Annotated in this window: 18 protein-coding genes and 1 pseudogene; 9 read left to right on the top strand and 10 right to left on the bottom strand. The window is 33.8% G+C overall.

Annotated elements, in window-relative coordinates; genetic code table 11:
- Complete coding sequence (locus NHG49_RS17795) at positions 1–504, bottom strand: GNAT family N-acetyltransferase (RefSeq protein ID WP_222660083.1); 504 nt, start codon at positions 502–504, stop codon at positions 1–3.
- Positions 505–759: 255 nt separating this feature from the next.
- Between NHG49_RS17795 and NHG49_RS17790 the strand changes: the two genes are divergently transcribed.
- The 6 genes from NHG49_RS17790 (at position 760) to NHG49_RS17765 (ending at position 5345) form a co-directional block, all read left to right on the top strand.
- A complete protein-coding gene (locus tag NHG49_RS17790) occupies positions 760–1158 on the top strand; it encodes a DUF2871 family protein (protein ID WP_088047057.1) in 399 nt (132 codons plus the stop codon).
- 171 nt (positions 1159–1329) lie between these two features.
- Positions 1330–2721: an FAD-binding oxidoreductase gene (locus NHG49_RS17785; RefSeq protein WP_258126394.1), complete on the top strand. Its 1392-nt coding sequence runs from the start codon at positions 1330–1332 to the stop codon at positions 2719–2721.
- Positions 2722–2725: 4 nt separating this feature from the next.
- Entirely contained in the window at positions 2726–3694 is a 969-nt protein-coding gene (locus NHG49_RS17780; protein WP_088047059.1) for a bile acid:sodium symporter family protein, read from the top strand.
- Positions 3695–3706: 12 nt separating this feature from the next.
- Positions 3707–4054, top strand: a complete 348-nt coding sequence (locus NHG49_RS17775) for a DUF4260 domain-containing protein (RefSeq protein WP_088047060.1) — start codon at positions 3707–3709, stop codon at positions 4052–4054.
- Positions 4055–4077: 23 nt separating this feature from the next.
- Positions 4078–4605 carry a GrpB family protein gene (locus NHG49_RS17770; RefSeq protein WP_064476915.1) on the top strand — a complete coding sequence of 176 codons (528 nt, stop codon included), beginning with the start codon at positions 4078–4080 and terminating at the stop codon, positions 4603–4605.
- A 134-nt stretch (positions 4606–4739) separates the two neighbouring features.
- Positions 4740–5345 carry an FMN-binding negative transcriptional regulator gene (locus NHG49_RS17765; protein ID WP_258126392.1) on the top strand — a complete coding sequence of 202 codons (606 nt, stop codon included), beginning with the start codon at positions 4740–4742 and terminating at the stop codon, positions 5343–5345.
- A 197-nt stretch (positions 5346–5542) separates the two neighbouring features.
- Here the strand turns inward: NHG49_RS17765 and NHG49_RS17760 are convergent, their stop codons facing one another.
- From NHG49_RS17760 to NHG49_RS17740, 5 genes are all read right to left on the bottom strand, one after another.
- Positions 5543–5677 carry a hypothetical protein gene (locus tag NHG49_RS17760; protein ID WP_016086905.1) on the bottom strand — a complete coding sequence of 45 codons (135 nt, stop codon included), beginning with the start codon at positions 5675–5677 and terminating at the stop codon, positions 5543–5545.
- On the bottom strand, positions 5674–6786 hold the full coding sequence (locus NHG49_RS17755) for a Rap family tetratricopeptide repeat protein (RefSeq protein WP_258126390.1): 1113 nt from the start codon (positions 6784–6786) through the stop codon (positions 5674–5676). The genes NHG49_RS17760 and NHG49_RS17755 overlap by 4 nt, the downstream gene beginning before the upstream one ends.
- A 303-nt stretch (positions 6787–7089) precedes the next feature.
- Positions 7090–8556, bottom strand: a complete 1467-nt coding sequence (locus NHG49_RS17750) for a protein adenylyltransferase SelO (protein ID WP_064476911.1) — start codon at positions 8554–8556, stop codon at positions 7090–7092.
- Between the two features lie 178 nt (positions 8557–8734).
- Positions 8735–9733, bottom strand: a complete 999-nt coding sequence (locus tag NHG49_RS17745; protein WP_064476910.1) for an NADP-dependent oxidoreductase — start codon at positions 9731–9733, stop codon at positions 8735–8737.
- Positions 9734–9751: 18 nt separating this feature from the next.
- A complete protein-coding gene (locus NHG49_RS17740) occupies positions 9752–10096 on the bottom strand; it encodes an ArsR/SmtB family transcription factor (RefSeq protein ID WP_064476909.1) in 345 nt (114 codons plus the stop codon).
- A gap of 516 nt (positions 10097–10612) precedes the next feature.
- Between NHG49_RS17740 and NHG49_RS17735 the strand changes: the two genes are divergently transcribed.
- Positions 10613–12232, top strand: coding sequence for an FAD-dependent oxidoreductase (locus NHG49_RS17735; RefSeq protein WP_258126389.1), 1620 nt, complete (start codon positions 10613–10615; stop codon positions 12230–12232).
- Between the two features lie 380 nt (positions 12233–12612).
- Positions 12613–13557 carry a glycerophosphodiester phosphodiesterase gene (locus tag NHG49_RS17730; protein ID WP_222660070.1) on the top strand — a complete coding sequence of 315 codons (945 nt, stop codon included), beginning with the start codon at positions 12613–12615 and terminating at the stop codon, positions 13555–13557.
- Between the two features lie 49 nt (positions 13558–13606).
- Here the strand turns inward: NHG49_RS17730 and NHG49_RS17725 are convergent, their stop codons facing one another.
- The 3 genes from NHG49_RS17725 to NHG49_RS17715 all read right to left on the bottom strand — a co-directional run bounded on the left by NHG49_RS17725 (position 13607) and on the right by NHG49_RS17715 (position 15731).
- A complete protein-coding gene (locus tag NHG49_RS17725) occupies positions 13607–14284 on the bottom strand; it encodes a YdcF family protein (RefSeq protein WP_258126388.1) in 678 nt (225 codons plus the stop codon).
- 93 nt (positions 14285–14377) lie between these two features.
- Positions 14378–14887: a DUF3916 domain-containing protein gene (locus NHG49_RS17720; RefSeq protein WP_098112117.1), complete on the bottom strand. Its 510-nt coding sequence runs from the start codon at positions 14885–14887 to the stop codon at positions 14378–14380.
- Positions 14880–15731, bottom strand: coding sequence for a LysR family transcriptional regulator (locus NHG49_RS17715; RefSeq protein ID WP_258126387.1), 852 nt, complete (start codon positions 15729–15731; stop codon positions 14880–14882). Before NHG49_RS17715 ends, NHG49_RS17720 begins: the two co-directional genes overlap by 8 nt.
- A gap of 85 nt (positions 15732–15816) precedes the next feature.
- Here NHG49_RS17715 and NHG49_RS17710 point away from each other — a divergent pair, with 85 nt between their 5' ends.
- Entirely contained in the window at positions 15817–17049 is a 1233-nt protein-coding gene (locus tag NHG49_RS17710; protein ID WP_258126386.1) for an MFS transporter, read from the top strand.
- A gap of 110 nt (positions 17050–17159) precedes the next feature.
- On the opposite strand, the pseudogene NHG49_RS17705 reads toward NHG49_RS17710, so the two are convergent.
- Positions 17160–17390 (bottom strand): annotated as a pseudogene (locus NHG49_RS17705) (hypothetical protein).
- Positions 17391–17551: the final 161 nt, after the last annotated feature.

The raw sequence follows: 17551 nt of genomic DNA, 5'->3' as shown, positions 1-17551 counted from the left end.
TTACACGTTATACCCAAATAACTTTAAATCTTCTCCTGAGTCTGAAATTATCTTTTCAAACTGCAATCCTACTTTTTCTAAAAGCTTTCCTGAATTGATGTTATCAATAGTAGTAATGGCTACAATTCGTTTCATACCTAGGTTCTGTACACCGTAGTCTATTACAGCAGAAGCTGATTCAAAGCCATACCCCTTTGAACGGAATTTCTCTAAAAAGGCAAAGCCAATATCAACATCTTCTAATGAATCTCTTTTTATAAGTCCGCACATACCAAGTGGAGTGAGATCTTCTTTTCGTTCAACTAAGTAAAGACCAAAGCCCATTTTATTATACATATCAACGGGTCCGTTTAAGATGTATTTGGTTGCATCTTCTAAGTTTTTAATCCTTTTATCACCAATAAACTGGATCCATGCAGGATCGTTTACTAATTCTAGAATAAATGGAGCGTCTTTTATATCAAACCAGCGAAGAACGAGTCGTTCAGTTTCAAGAACTATCAATCTATTGCACCACCTTAAATAGTTATAACAATTAGTATGGATTGCGAAATACAAAAGTGCAACATATTTTCATTATGCTCTACTTGTTCACATAAAGTTCGTTTGTTTTGTATAAATGGATATTTTATAATTAGGATTGATTGTAAAGAGTGAGATACTTATACAATGACTCCTAGGTAACTAGGAGTTTTTACTATATAACTATCATTATTACTAAATATGACACACTACACATTCTACTCAAGGAGGTACATAATGAAAAAATTATATAATGCATCGTTTACGTATTTGATTATCGGTTTATTATCAGGAATTTTCGCTAGAGAGTATGGAAAGTATAAAGGGATTGTAGGATCTACTTTGTTAAATCTTTTGCATACACATACACTTGTACTCGGCTTTTTCTTCTTTTTAATTGCTTTAGGATTAGCAAAAGTATTCGCGTTTCATGAAGCGAAAAGTTTTAATAAGTGGTTTGTTTTACATAATATTGCATTAATTTTAATGTTAGGTTCATTGGCAGCGAGAGGGCTGCTTCAACTAAATGGAGCGGACTTTAAAGGGTTAACTTATATTGTAGGATTTTCCCATTCGTTAATGGCATTTACTTTAGTTTGGTTTATGTTGTTAATAAAGAAGTCATTTAAAATGTAGTTTTATAGAAAAGAACTTGCAATAGTTATTGCAAGTTCTTTTTGTTTATTCGACAGTAAGAAACGAATTTCATATGTATAAAACTTGAATTATTTAATTTTTCGGATTATTATTTATAAAATAGTTAACATATTTTGTAATTCAAATTTATAGGAAGTAGGCGAGTATACGATGGAAATAACCGTAGAGCGTTTAGTAAATGAATTAAAGGGTGTACTTCCCGAAGATCGAGTAGTTGTAAATACGACAGTAAGAGAGTTACATAGTAAAGATGAATCTTATCATACTAGTAGTTTACCTGATGTAGTTGTTTTTCCGAAAACGACTGAAGAGGTTAGTAGGATAATGAAAGTAGCGAGTGAGCATGGAAAACCTGTCGTTCCTTTTGGGGTAGGTTCTAGTTTAGAGGGACATGTTATTCCATATGAAAAAGGAATTACAATGGATTTTTCGCTCATGAATAAAATACTCGAAATAAGAGAGAAAGATTTTCTTGTGAGAGTACAGCCGGGAGTGACTCGCTCTCAGCTTAATAAAGAATTGAAAAAGTATGGATTGTTTTTTAGTGTAGATCCAGGAGCAGACGCAACGTTAGGTGGAATGGCTGCTACAAATGCAAGCGGAACGACAGCAGTTAAGTATGGGGTAATGCGTGATCAAGTTCGTGATTTAGAAGTCGTTCTTGCTGATGGGGAAGTAATACATACTGGAAATTTAGCAGCGAAGTCATCATCAGGTTACCATTTAAATGGTGTTTTCGTAGGGTCAGAAGGTACGCTTGGATGCTTTACAGAGTTAACGTTAAAAGTATACGGCATACCAGAACATGTTATGGCTGCGAGAGCATCGTTTCCAACTATAAATGATGCAGTAGAAGCTGTTATTAATATATTACAAGCGGGTATTCCAATTGCGAGAATTGAACTTGTAGATGAATTATCTATGAAACAAGTAAATCATTATAATGAAACAAGTTACAGAGAAGAGCCTACGCTGTTTTTAGAGTTTCACGGTAATGAAGCAGGGCTAAAGCAAGATATAGAATTTACGAAGGAAATTGTTTTTGATCATAAATGTAAAGAAGTTGCTTTTGAAACGGAAACTGCGGCGAGAAATAAATTATGGGATGCACGGCATAATCTAGCATATTCTTACGTTCATAGCTATCCTGGTAAAAAGCTTATGAGTACAGACGTATGTGTACCAATTTCAGAATTAGCTGGTGCAATCCAACATGCGAAAGAGACATTAGATAAAGTAGATCTTGTCGGTGGTATTCTTGGTCATGTAGGAGACGGGAATTTCCACGTGCTCTTAATGATTAATCCGAACGATAAAGAAGAAGTGGAAAAGGGCGATGAAATAAATGAAAGTATCGTTTTATATGCTCTTAAACGAGGTGGAACGTGTACGGGAGAACATGGCGTTGGGATTGGAAAACGGAAGTATCAAGAAGTGGAACATGGGGCGGCATTACTCGTAATGGAAAAAATAAAGAAAGCTCTTGACCCGCAAAATATTTTGAATCCGAATAAAGTTTTTCAGTTGAAGGATAGGAGATGATTGGGTGAAAGTACTAGAAGCGATAAGTACTATAGCTGGAAAGTATTTTGCATTTTGGGTTATTTGTATTGCAGCTATTGCATATTTCATTCCTGGACCATTTCTCGGGTTAACTAGTTACATAACAATTTTACTTGGCGTTGTTATGTTTGGGATGGGATTAACATTAAAGGCTGTTGACTTTAAAATCATTGCTACAAAACCATTGCCAGTTATTATCGGTGTATGTGCTCAGTTTATTATTATGCCACTTGTCGCATACGTACTAGCCTACGTTATGAATCTGCCAGCCGAATTAGCAGCTGGATTAGTGTTACTCGGTTCAGTACCGGGTGGCACTGCATCAAATGTTATGGTTTATTTAGCAAAAGGGAACTTAGCGTTGTCTATTGCAATGACGTCATTATCAACGTTACTAGCACCAATTGCTACACCTCTTATTTTATTATTACTTGCAGGACAATGGATGCCAGTGAATGCTATGTCTATGTTTCTTTCTATAGTACAAGTCATTATCCTACCTATTATTTTAGGATTAGTAGTGAAGAAGTTTTTCCCTACAACTGTTACGAAAGGAATGACTGTTATTCCTTTCATATCAGTTGTAGCAATTATCATTATAGTTTCTGCAGTTGTTTCAGCGAATGTAAGTAGCATTATTTCTTCAGGCCTTCTTATCTTTATTGCAGTGATGCTTCATAATGCATTTGGTTTTTTACTCGGATATGTAACAGCGTTCGTACTTAGACTAGACGAAGGGACAAGAAGAGCTATTTCAATAGAAGTGGGAATGCAAAATTCAGGCCTAGGTGTTGCGCTGGCAACAGCACATTTTGGACCAGCTGCCGCACTTCCAAGTGTATTAGCAGCAGTGTGGCATAACATTGCAGGACCGATTTTAGCAACCATCTGGTCGAAAAATGCAAAGAATACTTTCAGTGATGAAAATTTATCGGTAAATATAGAAAAATAGGAATGATAAAGAATGCAAAAACGTATTGTACATTTTGAAGGAATAGTTGTTTTCGTAGCCACAATTTATGCGTATTCAATATATGAATTTAGTTGGATTATATTTTTTGCTTTCCTTTTAGCGCCGGATGTATCCATGTTAGCGTATGGTATAAATAATCGTGTTGGTGCTAAAATTTATAATATATGTCACACATATATTATATCCATATTAATAGCTATCGTAGGTGTCTATTTTAAGATAGATACCGTTATAATGATTGGCTTAATATGGACAGCACATATTGGGATGGATCGAATGTTTGGATATGGATTGAAATATGAGACGGGTTTTAAAGATACTCATATTCAAAGGTTATAAATTGTTTTGGGGAGAGAGATACATTGAAACAGAGAATAACTATCGAAGAATATAATATCCTATGGGAAAGTGAATTTTATAAACTACAATCGCTCATTAATAATGTAATAAAAGAACTTGTTTTGTCCATTGAACATGTTGGGAGTACATCTGTTAAAGGACTTGCAGCAAAACCAATATTAGATATTGATATAGTAATAGAAGAGTACGAAATTTTTCCTGAAGTAGTAAAAGGGCTTGAAACGATAGGGTATTACCATCAAGCAGACTGGAGCTTCGAAGGAAGAGAGGTATTTGGCAGAAAGGACGCTTTCGTTCCATGGAACGGGGAAAGTACAGTTTGGATGGAACATCATTTGTATGTGTGTGACAAAAATAGCGAAGAGTTAAGAAGACATATAGCGTTTCGGGATTACCTTCGTGAACATGCCGATGTTGCTGTTGAATATGGATGTTTAAAGAAAGAGTTAGCAAGAGAATCAAAAAATCGATCCAGTTATAGTGAAGGTAAGACGGCATTTATTACAAGTATACTGGAGGAAATAAACTAAGGTCGCATTGAGTACATGCGGCCTATTCTTTTTAAATTGAAAGCTGCCATTGTAAAACAAATACAAACTGGCCCTGTTGAATGCTACGAGACTTAAATATAATGAGAAATAAAAGACCGGAAAAGAGGGAGCTTATGTACATACCAAAATATTTCGCAATACAAGATGAAGAAATGAAGTACGAAATAATTGAACAAAATAGCTTTGCGACATTATTTTCTCAACATAACGGGGAACCATATGCAACGCATTTGCCGTTGTTATTAAATAGGGAGACTCTAACTTTACATGGCCATTTCGCACGTCCGAATGAACAGTGGAATGATAGTGGGAATCAACAAGTACTAGCTATATTCCAAGGGCCACACAGTTACATATCGCCTTCATGGTATGAAACAAACGATGCAGTACCAACATGGAATTATGTTACAGTGCATGTATATGGAGAGTTGGAAATTGTTGAGGATGAACAGGAATTAATAGATTCTCTTCAAGATTTAGTACATAAATATGAAGATCCACAGAGTACCTACTCGCTAAATGAGGTAGATTCGAATTATATGGCAGGATTAAGTAAAGGTATAGTGGGCTTTAAAATAAAGATAAATAAAATAGAAGGAAAAGCGAAGTTAAGTCAAAATCATTCTGTAGAGAGACGGAATTTAGTTGTGGAGGAACTTGAGAAAGTTGGTAGTGAGGGGAGTAGGGGGATTGCGGAGTTGATGAGAAGTTTTTTGTAATAAGTAAGAGGGGCGATGAAAGAATCTTTTAATTTTATCAAAAAAATATGGGTTTAATAATGAGGTAGTGAGTATATTAGTCAAAGCATTTAGAGTTGAATGTTATTAAATGAATTCCCACTAAAAAGAAAGCTGTGTTTATATAAGCTTCTTTTTTAGTGGGAATTGCAAAAGTATTTCATAAAAGCTTATAAAAATCAACCACCACCGTCGCCTTCTGATAACATAACTCTTTGTATGTCAGAATTTTTAGATGAATTGTCACTTACTACATTAGTTGTTAAAGTTAATAGAGTGATAATTCCCATCAGACTCAATAGTATTTTTTTCATTTTAATGCTCCTTTCTCAAAAGATTTTTGTCTTGCTTGTAATGCTAAATAAAAATATTCACTTGCTTTAGAGTGTTGATTTTCTTCATGAAATTTAGTTGCTAGAGTTTCATAATACTCTTGAACATTATCATATAGCTCTTCGTTATTAAAATAAGAAATTCCTGCTAGAATTACTTTTTCTAACTCTTCAGCTGGTGAATTATTGTTCATTTCTCTTAAAATGAAATTACGATGTTGATATTCTTTTTGTTCTAATTTATTACAAATATTTATTCCTTTTTCAATAAGGTCATGAGCGATATCAGGCTGATTTATTTTGTAATGTTCTTTTGCTTTAACATAGATAGCTTTATAGTGAGTTGGAGACTGTTCAACAACTTCCGAAAGATAACGAATAGCTAAAGCGGAGAGATTTTGTGTTGCATACATCCATCCTAAGTTGTGTCGAACCATTAAAATAAATCTTTTTTCGCTGATTTTTTGGAATTGATCCATTGCAGCTGTAAAGTGCTCTTCGGCTAGTTCCCATTCTTTTAAATATGTGCAGGCTAGGCCTAAAATGTTATCACAAAAAGCCGTATTCAGTTCATATCCAGATTGATTAGAAAACATATCTTTAGCTTTTGTTACTTCTTTGATAGCTTGAAGTGCTTGTTGATTATCGTAGTAAGAATACCCTAGTTTATAATAGAATTCCGCCTTTTCAAGTTCATCGGGAACATATTGAAGCAAAGCTTCGGCTTTATAATAATGCTCTTTTGCTAGTACATAGTTTCCGACTGCGTCAGAATGAATTGCTTTAAAGAAATGGTAGTAATATGATAAGAAATTATTTGTTGGGATTTCAAATGATTCAACTTGATTAAAACTTGCTTTAGATACACCTAAGTTATCAATTAAATAGTTATAACGAAAGTCTAATAAAGAATAATAAAGCAAAAGATTTTGATCTTGTCCAATATCTTGAGAAGTAGTTTTTAATTCATTGATTTTAATATCTATTTGCTCTTTAAGGCGAGTTGCATTATTTATATGTCTAGATCGTATTTCTATGTACCATTCATTTAACAGTTGTGTGATTTGTTCACTTTTAGTGGATGTAAACATAAAAGTTCCTCCTCTTTTGAATATTCTTATAAAATATAATAACAGAAATGATACTACTTAAAAGTGGAAATATTATTTCTCAACATTTGTTAAGTAAGTTTATTATTAGGGTAATCGGAATAATTGGTATTGTGTTTTGTTTCATTTCATAAAGAAAAGAGGAAATAGTTATTCTAAAATAGAAAAGATATTTTGTTAGGGGTACAAATTATAAGTTGGAGTATAATTCCTTCATTCGTGAATGGTGAATAAAATAAAAATGTGCCTTCAATAATTGAAAGCACATTAAAAGATATTACACAATCAAGTCCCACAAAAAGTACGATAAGGACGATTCGTCGGTACAGGTGGAACGCAGTATTCTTCTTGATCTGTAGTATACGCATAAGGATTTGATAGAGCTTCAAGAAGTTTTTCCATTACGCTATAGTCGCCATTTGTGACAGCTGCTTCTAGTGCTGCTTCTACGCGGTGGTTCCTTGGGATGATGGATGGGTTATTATTTTTCATCATTTCGTAGGCGTTTTCTTTCGATTCTTCTTGTTTTTCTAATCGAGATTGCCATAGTTTGTACCATTCGTTAAATTCAGGACTTTCAAATAGAGCTGTATTTTCGATCGTATGAAGAGTTAATGAACGGAATGTATTTGTATAATCGGCTTTATGTTTCTCCATCATTTTTAAAAGTTGCTCAATAAGTGATTGATCTTGTTCCTCGTTGCTAAATAGTCCTAATTTCTTTTTCATTCCAAGGAACCAATTGTTTTCATATTGTACGCTAAATTTTGAAATTTCGTCTTGAGCAATCTTTAATGCTTCTTCTTCATCTTCGTGCAGAATAGGTATTAAAGATTCTGCTAATCGCGCAAGGTCCCATGCGGCCATATATGGCTGATTCCCATATGCGTAGCGACCTTGTGTATCAATAGAGCTAAATACAGTTCCTTGGTCGTAATTGTCCATAAATGCACAAGGGCCGTAATCAATCGTTTCTCCACTAATCGTTATATTGTCAGTATTCATTACACCATGGATAAATCCAACAAGTTGCCATTTAGCGATGAGACTTGCTTGTTTCTTTACGACTTCTTGTAGTAATGCAGTATATCGGTTTTCATGAGCCTCAATTTCTGGATAATGCCTTTTTATCGTATAGTCAGCTAGTGATTGAAGATCCTCGATAGAACCGCGAGCTGCAGCATATTGAAATGTGCCGACACGTATATGACTGCTAGCGACTCTAGTTAAAATTGCTCCAGGTAACTTTGTTTCACGATATGTTGGTTCGCCAGTTGTAACAACTGCTAAACTGCGAGTAGTTGGAATATCGAGTGCATACATTGCTTCACTAATAATATACTCACGTAGCATCGGACCGAGTGCAGCACGACCATCACCGCGTCGTGAATACGGAGTAGGGCCAGAACCTTTCAGTTGAATGTCAAAACGTTTACCTGAAGGAGTAATTTGTTCGCCAATTAAAAGAGCACGACCGTCGCCTAACATATTAAAATGTCCGAATTGATGACCGGCATACGCTTGTGCTAATGGATGAGCTCCTTCTGGGAGTGCATTACCAGCGAAAATAGCAATTTCAGCTTCCTTTTTCAATTCTTCAGGATTAAAGCCAAGAGATATTGCTAGTGAATGATTTAGTTTAACTAGCTCCGGTGAACTTACTGGAGTAGGGGGTATTTCTGTATAAAATGATTGTGGTAAAGTCTTATAACTATTATCTAAATTCCAACCAGCTTCATTATTTTTAGTCATTTTATCTCCTCCTTGTTTATTTTTTTATTATGTATTTGTACGTATGTATTCTTTGTAAAGTTAGCTAAAAGTATAATATGATATTTCCCCTTGCAATCTATTGTAAGGACTTCATTGCCCTATGTCTATTTAACAGCAAATATAAAAACTCCATTTTAAAAAAATGGAGTTTTTATTATTACTTAATTTTTACGATTATTTTTCCTTTTGCTCTTCCAGCCTCTGAATATTCCATTGCTTTTTGAGCATCTTCAAAAGGGAAAACTCGATCGATTACTGGTTTGATTTTTCCTGCCTCAATATAATTTGCGATAGTGCGTAATTGATCGCCGCTTGGCTTCATAAATAAAAATGAATATTGCGCATTATGATTCTTTTCAAGTGCAGTAAGTTTTCTACTTGCTAATGAAAATAAGAATGTTTTAAAAAATCCTGAACCAAACTCTTTACCGAAACGAGCATTTGGCATTCCTGAAACGGAAACAATGTTGCCGCCGCTTTTTATAATATTGAATGATTTTTCAAGTGTTGTCCCGCCGATTGTATCAAATACTGCATCATAATCTTTTAGTATTTCTTCAAATTTTTCTGTTTTGTAATTAATAATTTCATCTGCGCCAAGAGACTTTACTAAATCGGAACCAGCTTCACTAGCAGTTGTTGTAACAGTGGCACCCATTATTTTTGCTAACTGAATTGCGAAAGTACCAACACCACCAGATCCAGCGTGAATTAATATTTTTTGTCCTTTTTGTAAGTGCATGATGTCATGTAGTGCTTGATATGATGTTAAGCCAACGAGTGGAATCGACGCCGCTTCCTCAAAACTTAAATTCTTTGGTTTTAAAGCTATATCATCTTCATGAATGGCTATATATTCCGCGAAAGTACCGATTTTATTTTTTCTTGGACGTGCATATATTTCATCACCAACTTTAAAACGAGTCACTTTTGATCCAACTTTTACGATGACACCGGAAAAGTCATTACCAAGGATTAGGGGCATTTCATATTTAAGTAACATTTTTACTTTTCCATCCCGTATTTTAAAGTCAATTGGGTTAATACTAGCTGCATGAATTTCTGCGAGCACTTCATGTTCATTTATTTCAGGAGTAGGTACCTCTGCCATACGCATAGGAACTTTTCCATACTTATCAATTATCATTGCTTTCATTTCTTATACCTCCACATTTCAATAAAAGTCGTGCAATAGCTTTTCAATATCCAGTACAAGATTTTTTAATACACCTAATTTTGTACGTATATCAATATAATAAAAATTTTTTGTACCTTCTTTTCGCATTAAAATAATATCGGCTTCTCGTAAAATTCTAAGGTGATGTGATACCGCTGGTCGAGAAAGGTGTGTTTGTTTCGTAATTTCTCCTACACGTAATCCGGTTTGACATTCCGTTTCCATGAGAACTAACAAAATAGCTTGACGTGTTTCATCGCCAATTGCCAATAATACTTTTTGAGAATCAATAAAATCCTTTTTTATAACATTTAATTGTTCTTGTTTATTCATTTCAATCACTGTACCTCCTGGTAATTAGTCGAAAGGTTTAAGATGATGAACCATTACATCGATACGGTAATGCTACATGATTGTTGTATGAGCTGCAATATTGGGAAAGAAAATCGAGACGAATGAAATTTTATGTGTTGAAAATGGTAGGGGATAGAAAAGAATAGCATATTAAAATGGATGAAGTTTTAAAAATAAAAAATGATTTAATAATACGTTGTTTATAAATGATAGAGGGTAAGGATTTTTAAAAAATAAGCGGTCGTAACCCCTTATAACTTTACAGGGTTACGACCGCTTATAATGTTTTTATTATTTTGGTGTTTACTAAAGTGAGTTGTTTCGTTTTACTCTTTCATACATGCATAATGCAAGCAGATTATTGATATATGAAAAAGTAAAAGTAATTTGGGGCGTAATCTATCTATATGATAATTTAAAATGAAATATAAGTCTATATCTTTGTTGTTTTTTTGATTATATTTATGTCACTGAGCTCAGAACAATGATATGGAGGGTAAATTTATGAAATCGAATTACGTACCAGTTTTAATTGTTGGAGGAGGATTATCAGGATTAGCATCTGCGCTATTCCTTGCAAAACATAACGTGGATTATTTACTGGTTGAAAGGCACCCGTCTACTGCAATTCATCCAAAAGCAGGTGGAATCACTTTTCGTACGATGGAGTTATTTCGAGAATTAGGTTTAGAACAAAGAATTAGATTGGCGGGTAAAGCGTTAGAAAATTGCCGAGGAAGAATAGCAGTTCATACAATAGCTGAGGTGAATAGTGAAGAATTGGCACAAATGAGGGCGAATCAGTATGGAAACGATGAGAAGTTACTTCAAAAAATAGAAGAGATTAGTCCATCAAAACAAACGGCTTGTTATCAAATTATTTTAGAAGAGATGATGTTACAAGAAGCGAGAACATTAGGCGGAGAATTATCTTTTTATCATGAATTAGTTTCTTATGAACAAAATGAGCACGGAGTAATAGCAACGATTCGGAATCGTGAAACGGAAGAAGAAAGTATTATTCATTGTGACTATGTAATTGCAGCGGATGGGGCAAAAAGTAAAATACGTGAGCAGCTAGGGATAAGTACCGAGGGACGAGGTACAATCGGTGGCTATTATATGAATATTTATTTTGAAGCGGATTTAAATGAGTTTATACAAGGAGATGCATTTGGTTTTTCTATGGTACTTCATCCGGAAGTTCTTGGTGCGCTTATTCCAGTTGATAACGAAAGAAAATGGATTTACCATGTATCCTACGATCCATTAAAAGGAGAGCGACCAGAGGATTTCACTATAGAGCGTTGTAAACAAATTATTCACACAGCAATTGGCAACACAAATGTCGAGTCAGAAATAGTAAGTGTTTTACCGTGGGAAGCGACTGAAAGTACTGCTACAAAATTTCAAGATAATCGCATTTTTTTAGTTGGCGATTCTGCACATATTATGCCACCAACAGGAGGATTTGGTTCAAATACAGGCATACAAGATGCGCATAACTTAGCTTGGAAATTAGCGGCTGTTATTAAAGGGAAAGCAAAACAGAAATTGTTGGAAACATATCATGAAGAGAGATACACTGTTGCAAAATTAACGACGGAGTATGCGAGTAGTTTATTGTTCCGTGCTGCGAATAGAGAAGAAGGTAGTTTGAATAATATGGATGGTTTAGCTGTAACTGTCGGGTATCAGTATTGTTCAAAAGTAATAATAGATGACCCAGCTACTCCACATAGAATGGATATCATAGATTTGAACGGAAGACCTGGAACGCGAGCACCTCATTTTTTTGGAATGTATGAAGGGGAGAAGGTTTCTATATTAGACTTATTCGGTAACAATTTTGTATTACTTACTGAAGTAGAAAATAGTTCTTGGGTTGAAGCTGTATTTGATGTTTCATTTAAATTAGGAATAATTATTAAAATGTATCGAGTAGGGGTAAGTGGAGACTTTATTGCTCAAGAAAATGTTTTTCGTGAATTATATGGGATAGAGAATGAAGGAGTTGTACTAATTAGACCAGATGGCTTTATAGGTTGGCGTTCGGAAAAAGCAGTGGTAAATCCAGCTGTAATGCTGGAGGAGGTAATGAGTAATTTATTATGTGATTTTTAAGTAACTACGGAAGTATTGTTTTATATGCTTCATTTTACTGGAAAAATAATATTCACAAATATTAATAGGTTTGGTATGATTAATTTCGACAAGTTAATCGAGGCCGGAGATATTTGAGATAAGCCATAAATTTATTTAGGGATACAGAAGTGTTCTCTAAATAAATTATGGCTTTTTTTATTGATGAACTGTAATCAATAAGGAGTTACATGTGAATAGGAGGAATATGGAAAATAAATAGTATAGTAATAACATAGGGGAATTGTATTTGTAAGATTGGAATTTTAATATAAGCTTATAAAAATAATGAAAGTATATCTTCTATTTCGTGTAAATCTCATTAACTTGTTGAAATTTACAACGTAGGAAGGGTTAGAAGGATGAGAAAAATTATTAGCGTGTTAGTTATTTTCTTTACGATGGGAAGTATTTTTGCTGGGGGAGCTGTTCATGCGAAATCAGAAGGGAAGCATGAATGGAATACGAATAAATTTTTAAACATTGCACATCGCGGAGCAAGTGGACATGCACCTGAGCATACTTTTGCTTCTTATGATCTAGTGAAAAAAATGAAAGCGGATTATTTGGAATTAGATATTCAGTTAACTAAGGACGGCCAGTTGATTGCAATGCATGATACAGCAGTTGATCGTACTACAAATGGAACAGGTGAAGTACGAGATAAAACATTAAGTGAAATAAAGAACTTAGATGCAGGATCTTGGTTCAATAAAGCTTATCCAGAAAAGGCTAAGCAAGAGTATGTTGGTCAAAAAGTTCCGACTCTTGAAGAAATCTTCCAAAAGTACGGAAGAAGCATGAAGTATTACATTGAAACAAAATCGCCAGATGTGTATCCAGGAATGGAAGAGAAATTATTAGCTTTATTAAAAAAATATAATTTAGTAGGTCAAAACATGTCTTCTAGCCGTGTTATGATTCAATCATTTAGTAAAGATAGTTTAACAAAGATTCATAGTATGAATAAAAATATTCCGTTAGTTCAACTGCTTTGGTATTATCCAAATGAAAACAATGAGATTGTTGAATGGTCTAGTATTACACATGAACCGAAAAGTGTAACGAATGATGATTTTCAAGAAATTAAAAAGTATGCAGTTGGTATTGGACCAAACTTACGTAATGATAACGGAGAACTAATTATTGATGAGTCATATATGAAAATGGCTAGGAAAAATGGACTGTTAATTCACCCGTATACAATTAATGAGAAACCAGATATGAGATTGTTAATTAAATGGGGTGCTACAGGAATGTTTACAAATTACCCTGATCGATTACATAGTGTGTTAAAAGAAAAATAAGTAAGATAGCATAAAAGGTATACCGACGTTTTGGGTATACCTTTTTCTATTATGCTAGATTATAGTAGTAGGATACATATTCCTCTAAACCTTGAACCTCTTTTTCAGGTAGCTCAATACCGCCTTTTCTACCGTAGCAAACATTTCTCAAGTATTCTCCAAAAATCATAGAGCGACTCTTTTCATTTTCCATCCAATTATATCTATTAATTATAAACTCACCATCGAAACTTGTATCAAATGTAAATGGAATACAAGTAACAGTATTAGGTAGATGTTTTTTTAATACTCTATATTGCCGACCAGCTCCTAAACTTTTACATACAAAGAGTAATCGATTAATCTTTGTGAAATCAAAAACCTTTTTCGCTTCAATTACATTAGCGATAGAATGGAGGGAGTTTGTCTCGAATAGGATAGCGTCTTTTGGTACGCCTTGTTCAATTAATTTATTTACAATTACTTCTGCTTCTGACAATTCCCCGTAATTCCAGCTCGGATGCTTCATGCCATGCAAACTAGTACCACCTGTAACGATAATTTGCTTTCCTAAACCTTGTTGATAAGCTTTTAGTGGAGTTTGCCAATTGCCAGAATGAGAACCGCCGAAAACGAAAATGGCATCACATTTTTGTGGTGTTATTTCTTTTAGAAAAGTGATTTCTGTAATTTGGTAGATTTGTTTTTTCGTAAGAGTAGGGACATCAGGATATTTAGGGATTACCATGTGAAAACCTCCTATATAGTAAAATGATAAATTCATTATATAGCGATTTTATTAAGTGGAAAAAGGGAAGTTTTTCATTTGAAAGTACCCCTTTTAAGATAATTCTCCAACAAACCAAATCTCTTTTTCATCGATTGCATCCTCATCATAAATGACTTCTTCAAAGTGCAATGTTTGGACAGTAGGACAAATTGAAATTCCCCATGTCTTCCAAAAATCAGACTCATTTGAAAGAGGAATCCATTTTTGAAATTCATTATTTCTATTGAAAAAATTTTGAAAGTAGTCATCGTTTTTAAATACGATAATTTGCGATCTCCATAAATTTTCTATAGAAATTAAAACAACAACTCGATATGTATGTGTATCGCTCGGTTTTATTTTTATTAAATGCTGTGCTTGATTTAATAAGGTTTGTATACACAATCGTTTTACTTTGCTAGGTGTTTTACATGAATTGATAAAAGCTTGAGAAACTGGTAATAGCATATACCAATATTCATCGTCATAGAAAGCAGAAGGGAACGTTTTTGTATGTTCTTCAATTCGCTTTATCATCGTATTTGTTTTACGCTTCATCCCACGTATTTTCTTTTCACGCATTGTGAATCATCTCCATAAATTTTTGTAATGCAGCTGAGTAATATAGATCTTTTCTAATAATAAAAGTAGTAGGAACTTTTTTGAATCTATTTGGTAAAGGATTGAATGATAAGTTATGTGCATGATCATTTAAAATAGATTTCATCATAATTGCTACGCCCATATTTGATTTTACACATGCGAGTATCGCTTCAATTGTTCCAAACTCTAATACTCGTTTAGGTGAGATTCCTACTTCTTGAAGCCAGTCTTCTAATAAACTTCTATAATAGCAACCGTGACTAAAAGCGAGTAAATTCATATCTTCTATGTCTTTAAGAGAGGGGAAAGGTTTTTTACTAATGAGAACTAATTCTTCTTCACGAAATACACTTGTATGAAGTTCAGCGTGCTGAGTAGAGCCAGCTATAAACGCTCCGTCTAGTTTTCTTTCTAACACTAGCCTAATTAGTTGTTCGGTCGTATTTGTTTCTAAAATCAATTCGACTTTTGGGTGTTTCTCATAGTAGGCCGTTAATATAGAGGGAAGCCTTACCGCAGTTGTAGATTCTGTACATCCAATTTTCAACGTGCCCTTTGGCTCAGTTCCATTACTTTGAACCGCTTTTATAGATTGATTCATTAAGTGGATAATTTGTTTAGCGTATGTTAATAAAATTTCACCGTTAGAAGTTAAAGTTACACCTTTTCCGTTACGGTAAAATAAAGGCACACCTAATTCATTTTCTAGTTGTTTCATACGCATTGTTACGCCTGATTGTACATAGTTCAAATTTTTAGCTGCGTGAGAAATATTACTTTCCTTCGCAACTTCGTAAAATACAGTTAAATCTTTTATGTCCACGTAGTATCCCTCCGAAAAGGTATCATTTTTTTTGATGGATTATATAATGAATCTTTATTTTATATGATATCAGTACTTTCATACAATGGAAGTGGATGGAGGGATTATTTTGTTAATCGAAGAAAGGATGAATAGAAATTATAAGTGGATGATGTTAATTGTTGCGACGATTGCTCAAACAACAGCGACACTTATAACGTATGGTGTTGGAGTTTTGGCGTTATTTTGGAAAGAAGAATATGGACTTACGAATACGGAGAGTGGATTGTTAGTAAGTGTTGTAAATATTGGACCGCTATTTTGTATGCTGTTTGTCGGTCGGCTACTTGATCAATATAATGAAAAATTATTAATTTCTATAAGTTCATTTTTGCTAGGAGGTTCGCTTTTACTAACTAATATAGTAAATGGATTTAATGGACTGTTATTTGTACTTTTATTAGTAGGGATGTTTTATAGTGTTTCCCAGCCAGGAGGAAGTAAAGTGATTTTAAAATGGTTCTCAAAAGAAAATCGTGGATTAGCGATGGGAATAAGGCAAGCGGGTATACCGATTGGTGGTGCTTTAGCAGGAGTATTAATCCCTTTTCTTACAATACAATATAATGTGACTTACGCAATAAATAGTATTGCATGCATTTGTATAATTGGAGGTTTATTATTTTTTATGTTTTATAAAGAGCCATATGTTCAGGAGGAAGTAAGGAAAGAACATATTAAAATTTCTTTTTGGACGCAGCTAAAAGTAGTGATATGCAAAAAAGAGTTGTATCTAATTTATATAACGGGTATTTGCATGATTTCATTGCAAATGGTGTTAGTTGGGCACTTTATGAAATTTTTAGTAAAGGAACAATCTATCACATCTATTGTAGCTGGAACCGTATTTTCAGTGATGTTCTTTTCTGGAATGATTGGTCGTGTTGCATTAGCAGCTATTAGTGATGTGTTTTATAAGGGAAATCGGAGCACTCCATTATTTATAGCTGTCTGTGCTTCTATCGGTTTGATTCTATTGTTAGTAATGAGCATACATACAGTAACGAGTGGAGTATTGTATGGTGTAAGTGTATTGTTAGGTTTCTTTTCAATTGGTTGGTTTAGTCTTTTTATCGTCGAAGTTGCTGAATTGGCAAGTGAAGAATGTGTTGGAATAACAGTTAGTTTGGCGCTGACATTAAATCAAATTGCTATTATTGTTGCACCTGTTTTATTTGGTTATATTGTCGATGAGAAAGGGTATACGTGTGCGTGGTTGTGTATAGTGGTATTACTAAGTATTTCGGCAGTGAGTTTATATAGTAAAAGCAAAAAATAAAAGAAAGTTAGCAATGTAAATTTTTTATGAAGAAAGTCTAAAGAAATGTCGAATGAGCGACATTTCTTTTTTTATATGTTGTATAATCAAAATATAAATGAGATTCGTTTTCAATGACGTTCATTACCTCTTTTGAAATTTCCTGTAACTTTAGCCATAATGAGTTGTTTTTCTGTATCGTTATGTGCATGATTTATTTTGTTTAAAAATTTTTCAGCATCATGTCCTTTTAACACCTAAATCTGTTTTCCGTAATATTCAATTAAAACTATGTTATTTTTTGTTACACTGTAATGAAACATCATGTCATCTAAACGATTGCGTCTATCAGTATTTTTCATGTTTACAACTCCGTTCTTTATGATATGTAACAAATGTTACATAAGATGTTGAAATTATAGTAGGTTGTATACGATTGTAAGGTGGAAATTTTGCAAGAAAGAAATACAATAAAGAGTAGCCAAAAACTGAATATGAGAAAAAGGAATCTAGTTGACTTGGG

Origin of the sequence: Bacillus sp. IBL03825 (assembly GCF_024712505.1) — a bacterium.
GTDB classification, from domain to species: domain Bacteria; phylum Bacillota; class Bacilli; order Bacillales; family Bacillaceae_G; genus Bacillus_A; species Bacillus_A wiedmannii.
Note: the sequence above shows the minus strand (reverse complement) of the source record. Positions and strands in the feature narration are given on the sequence as shown.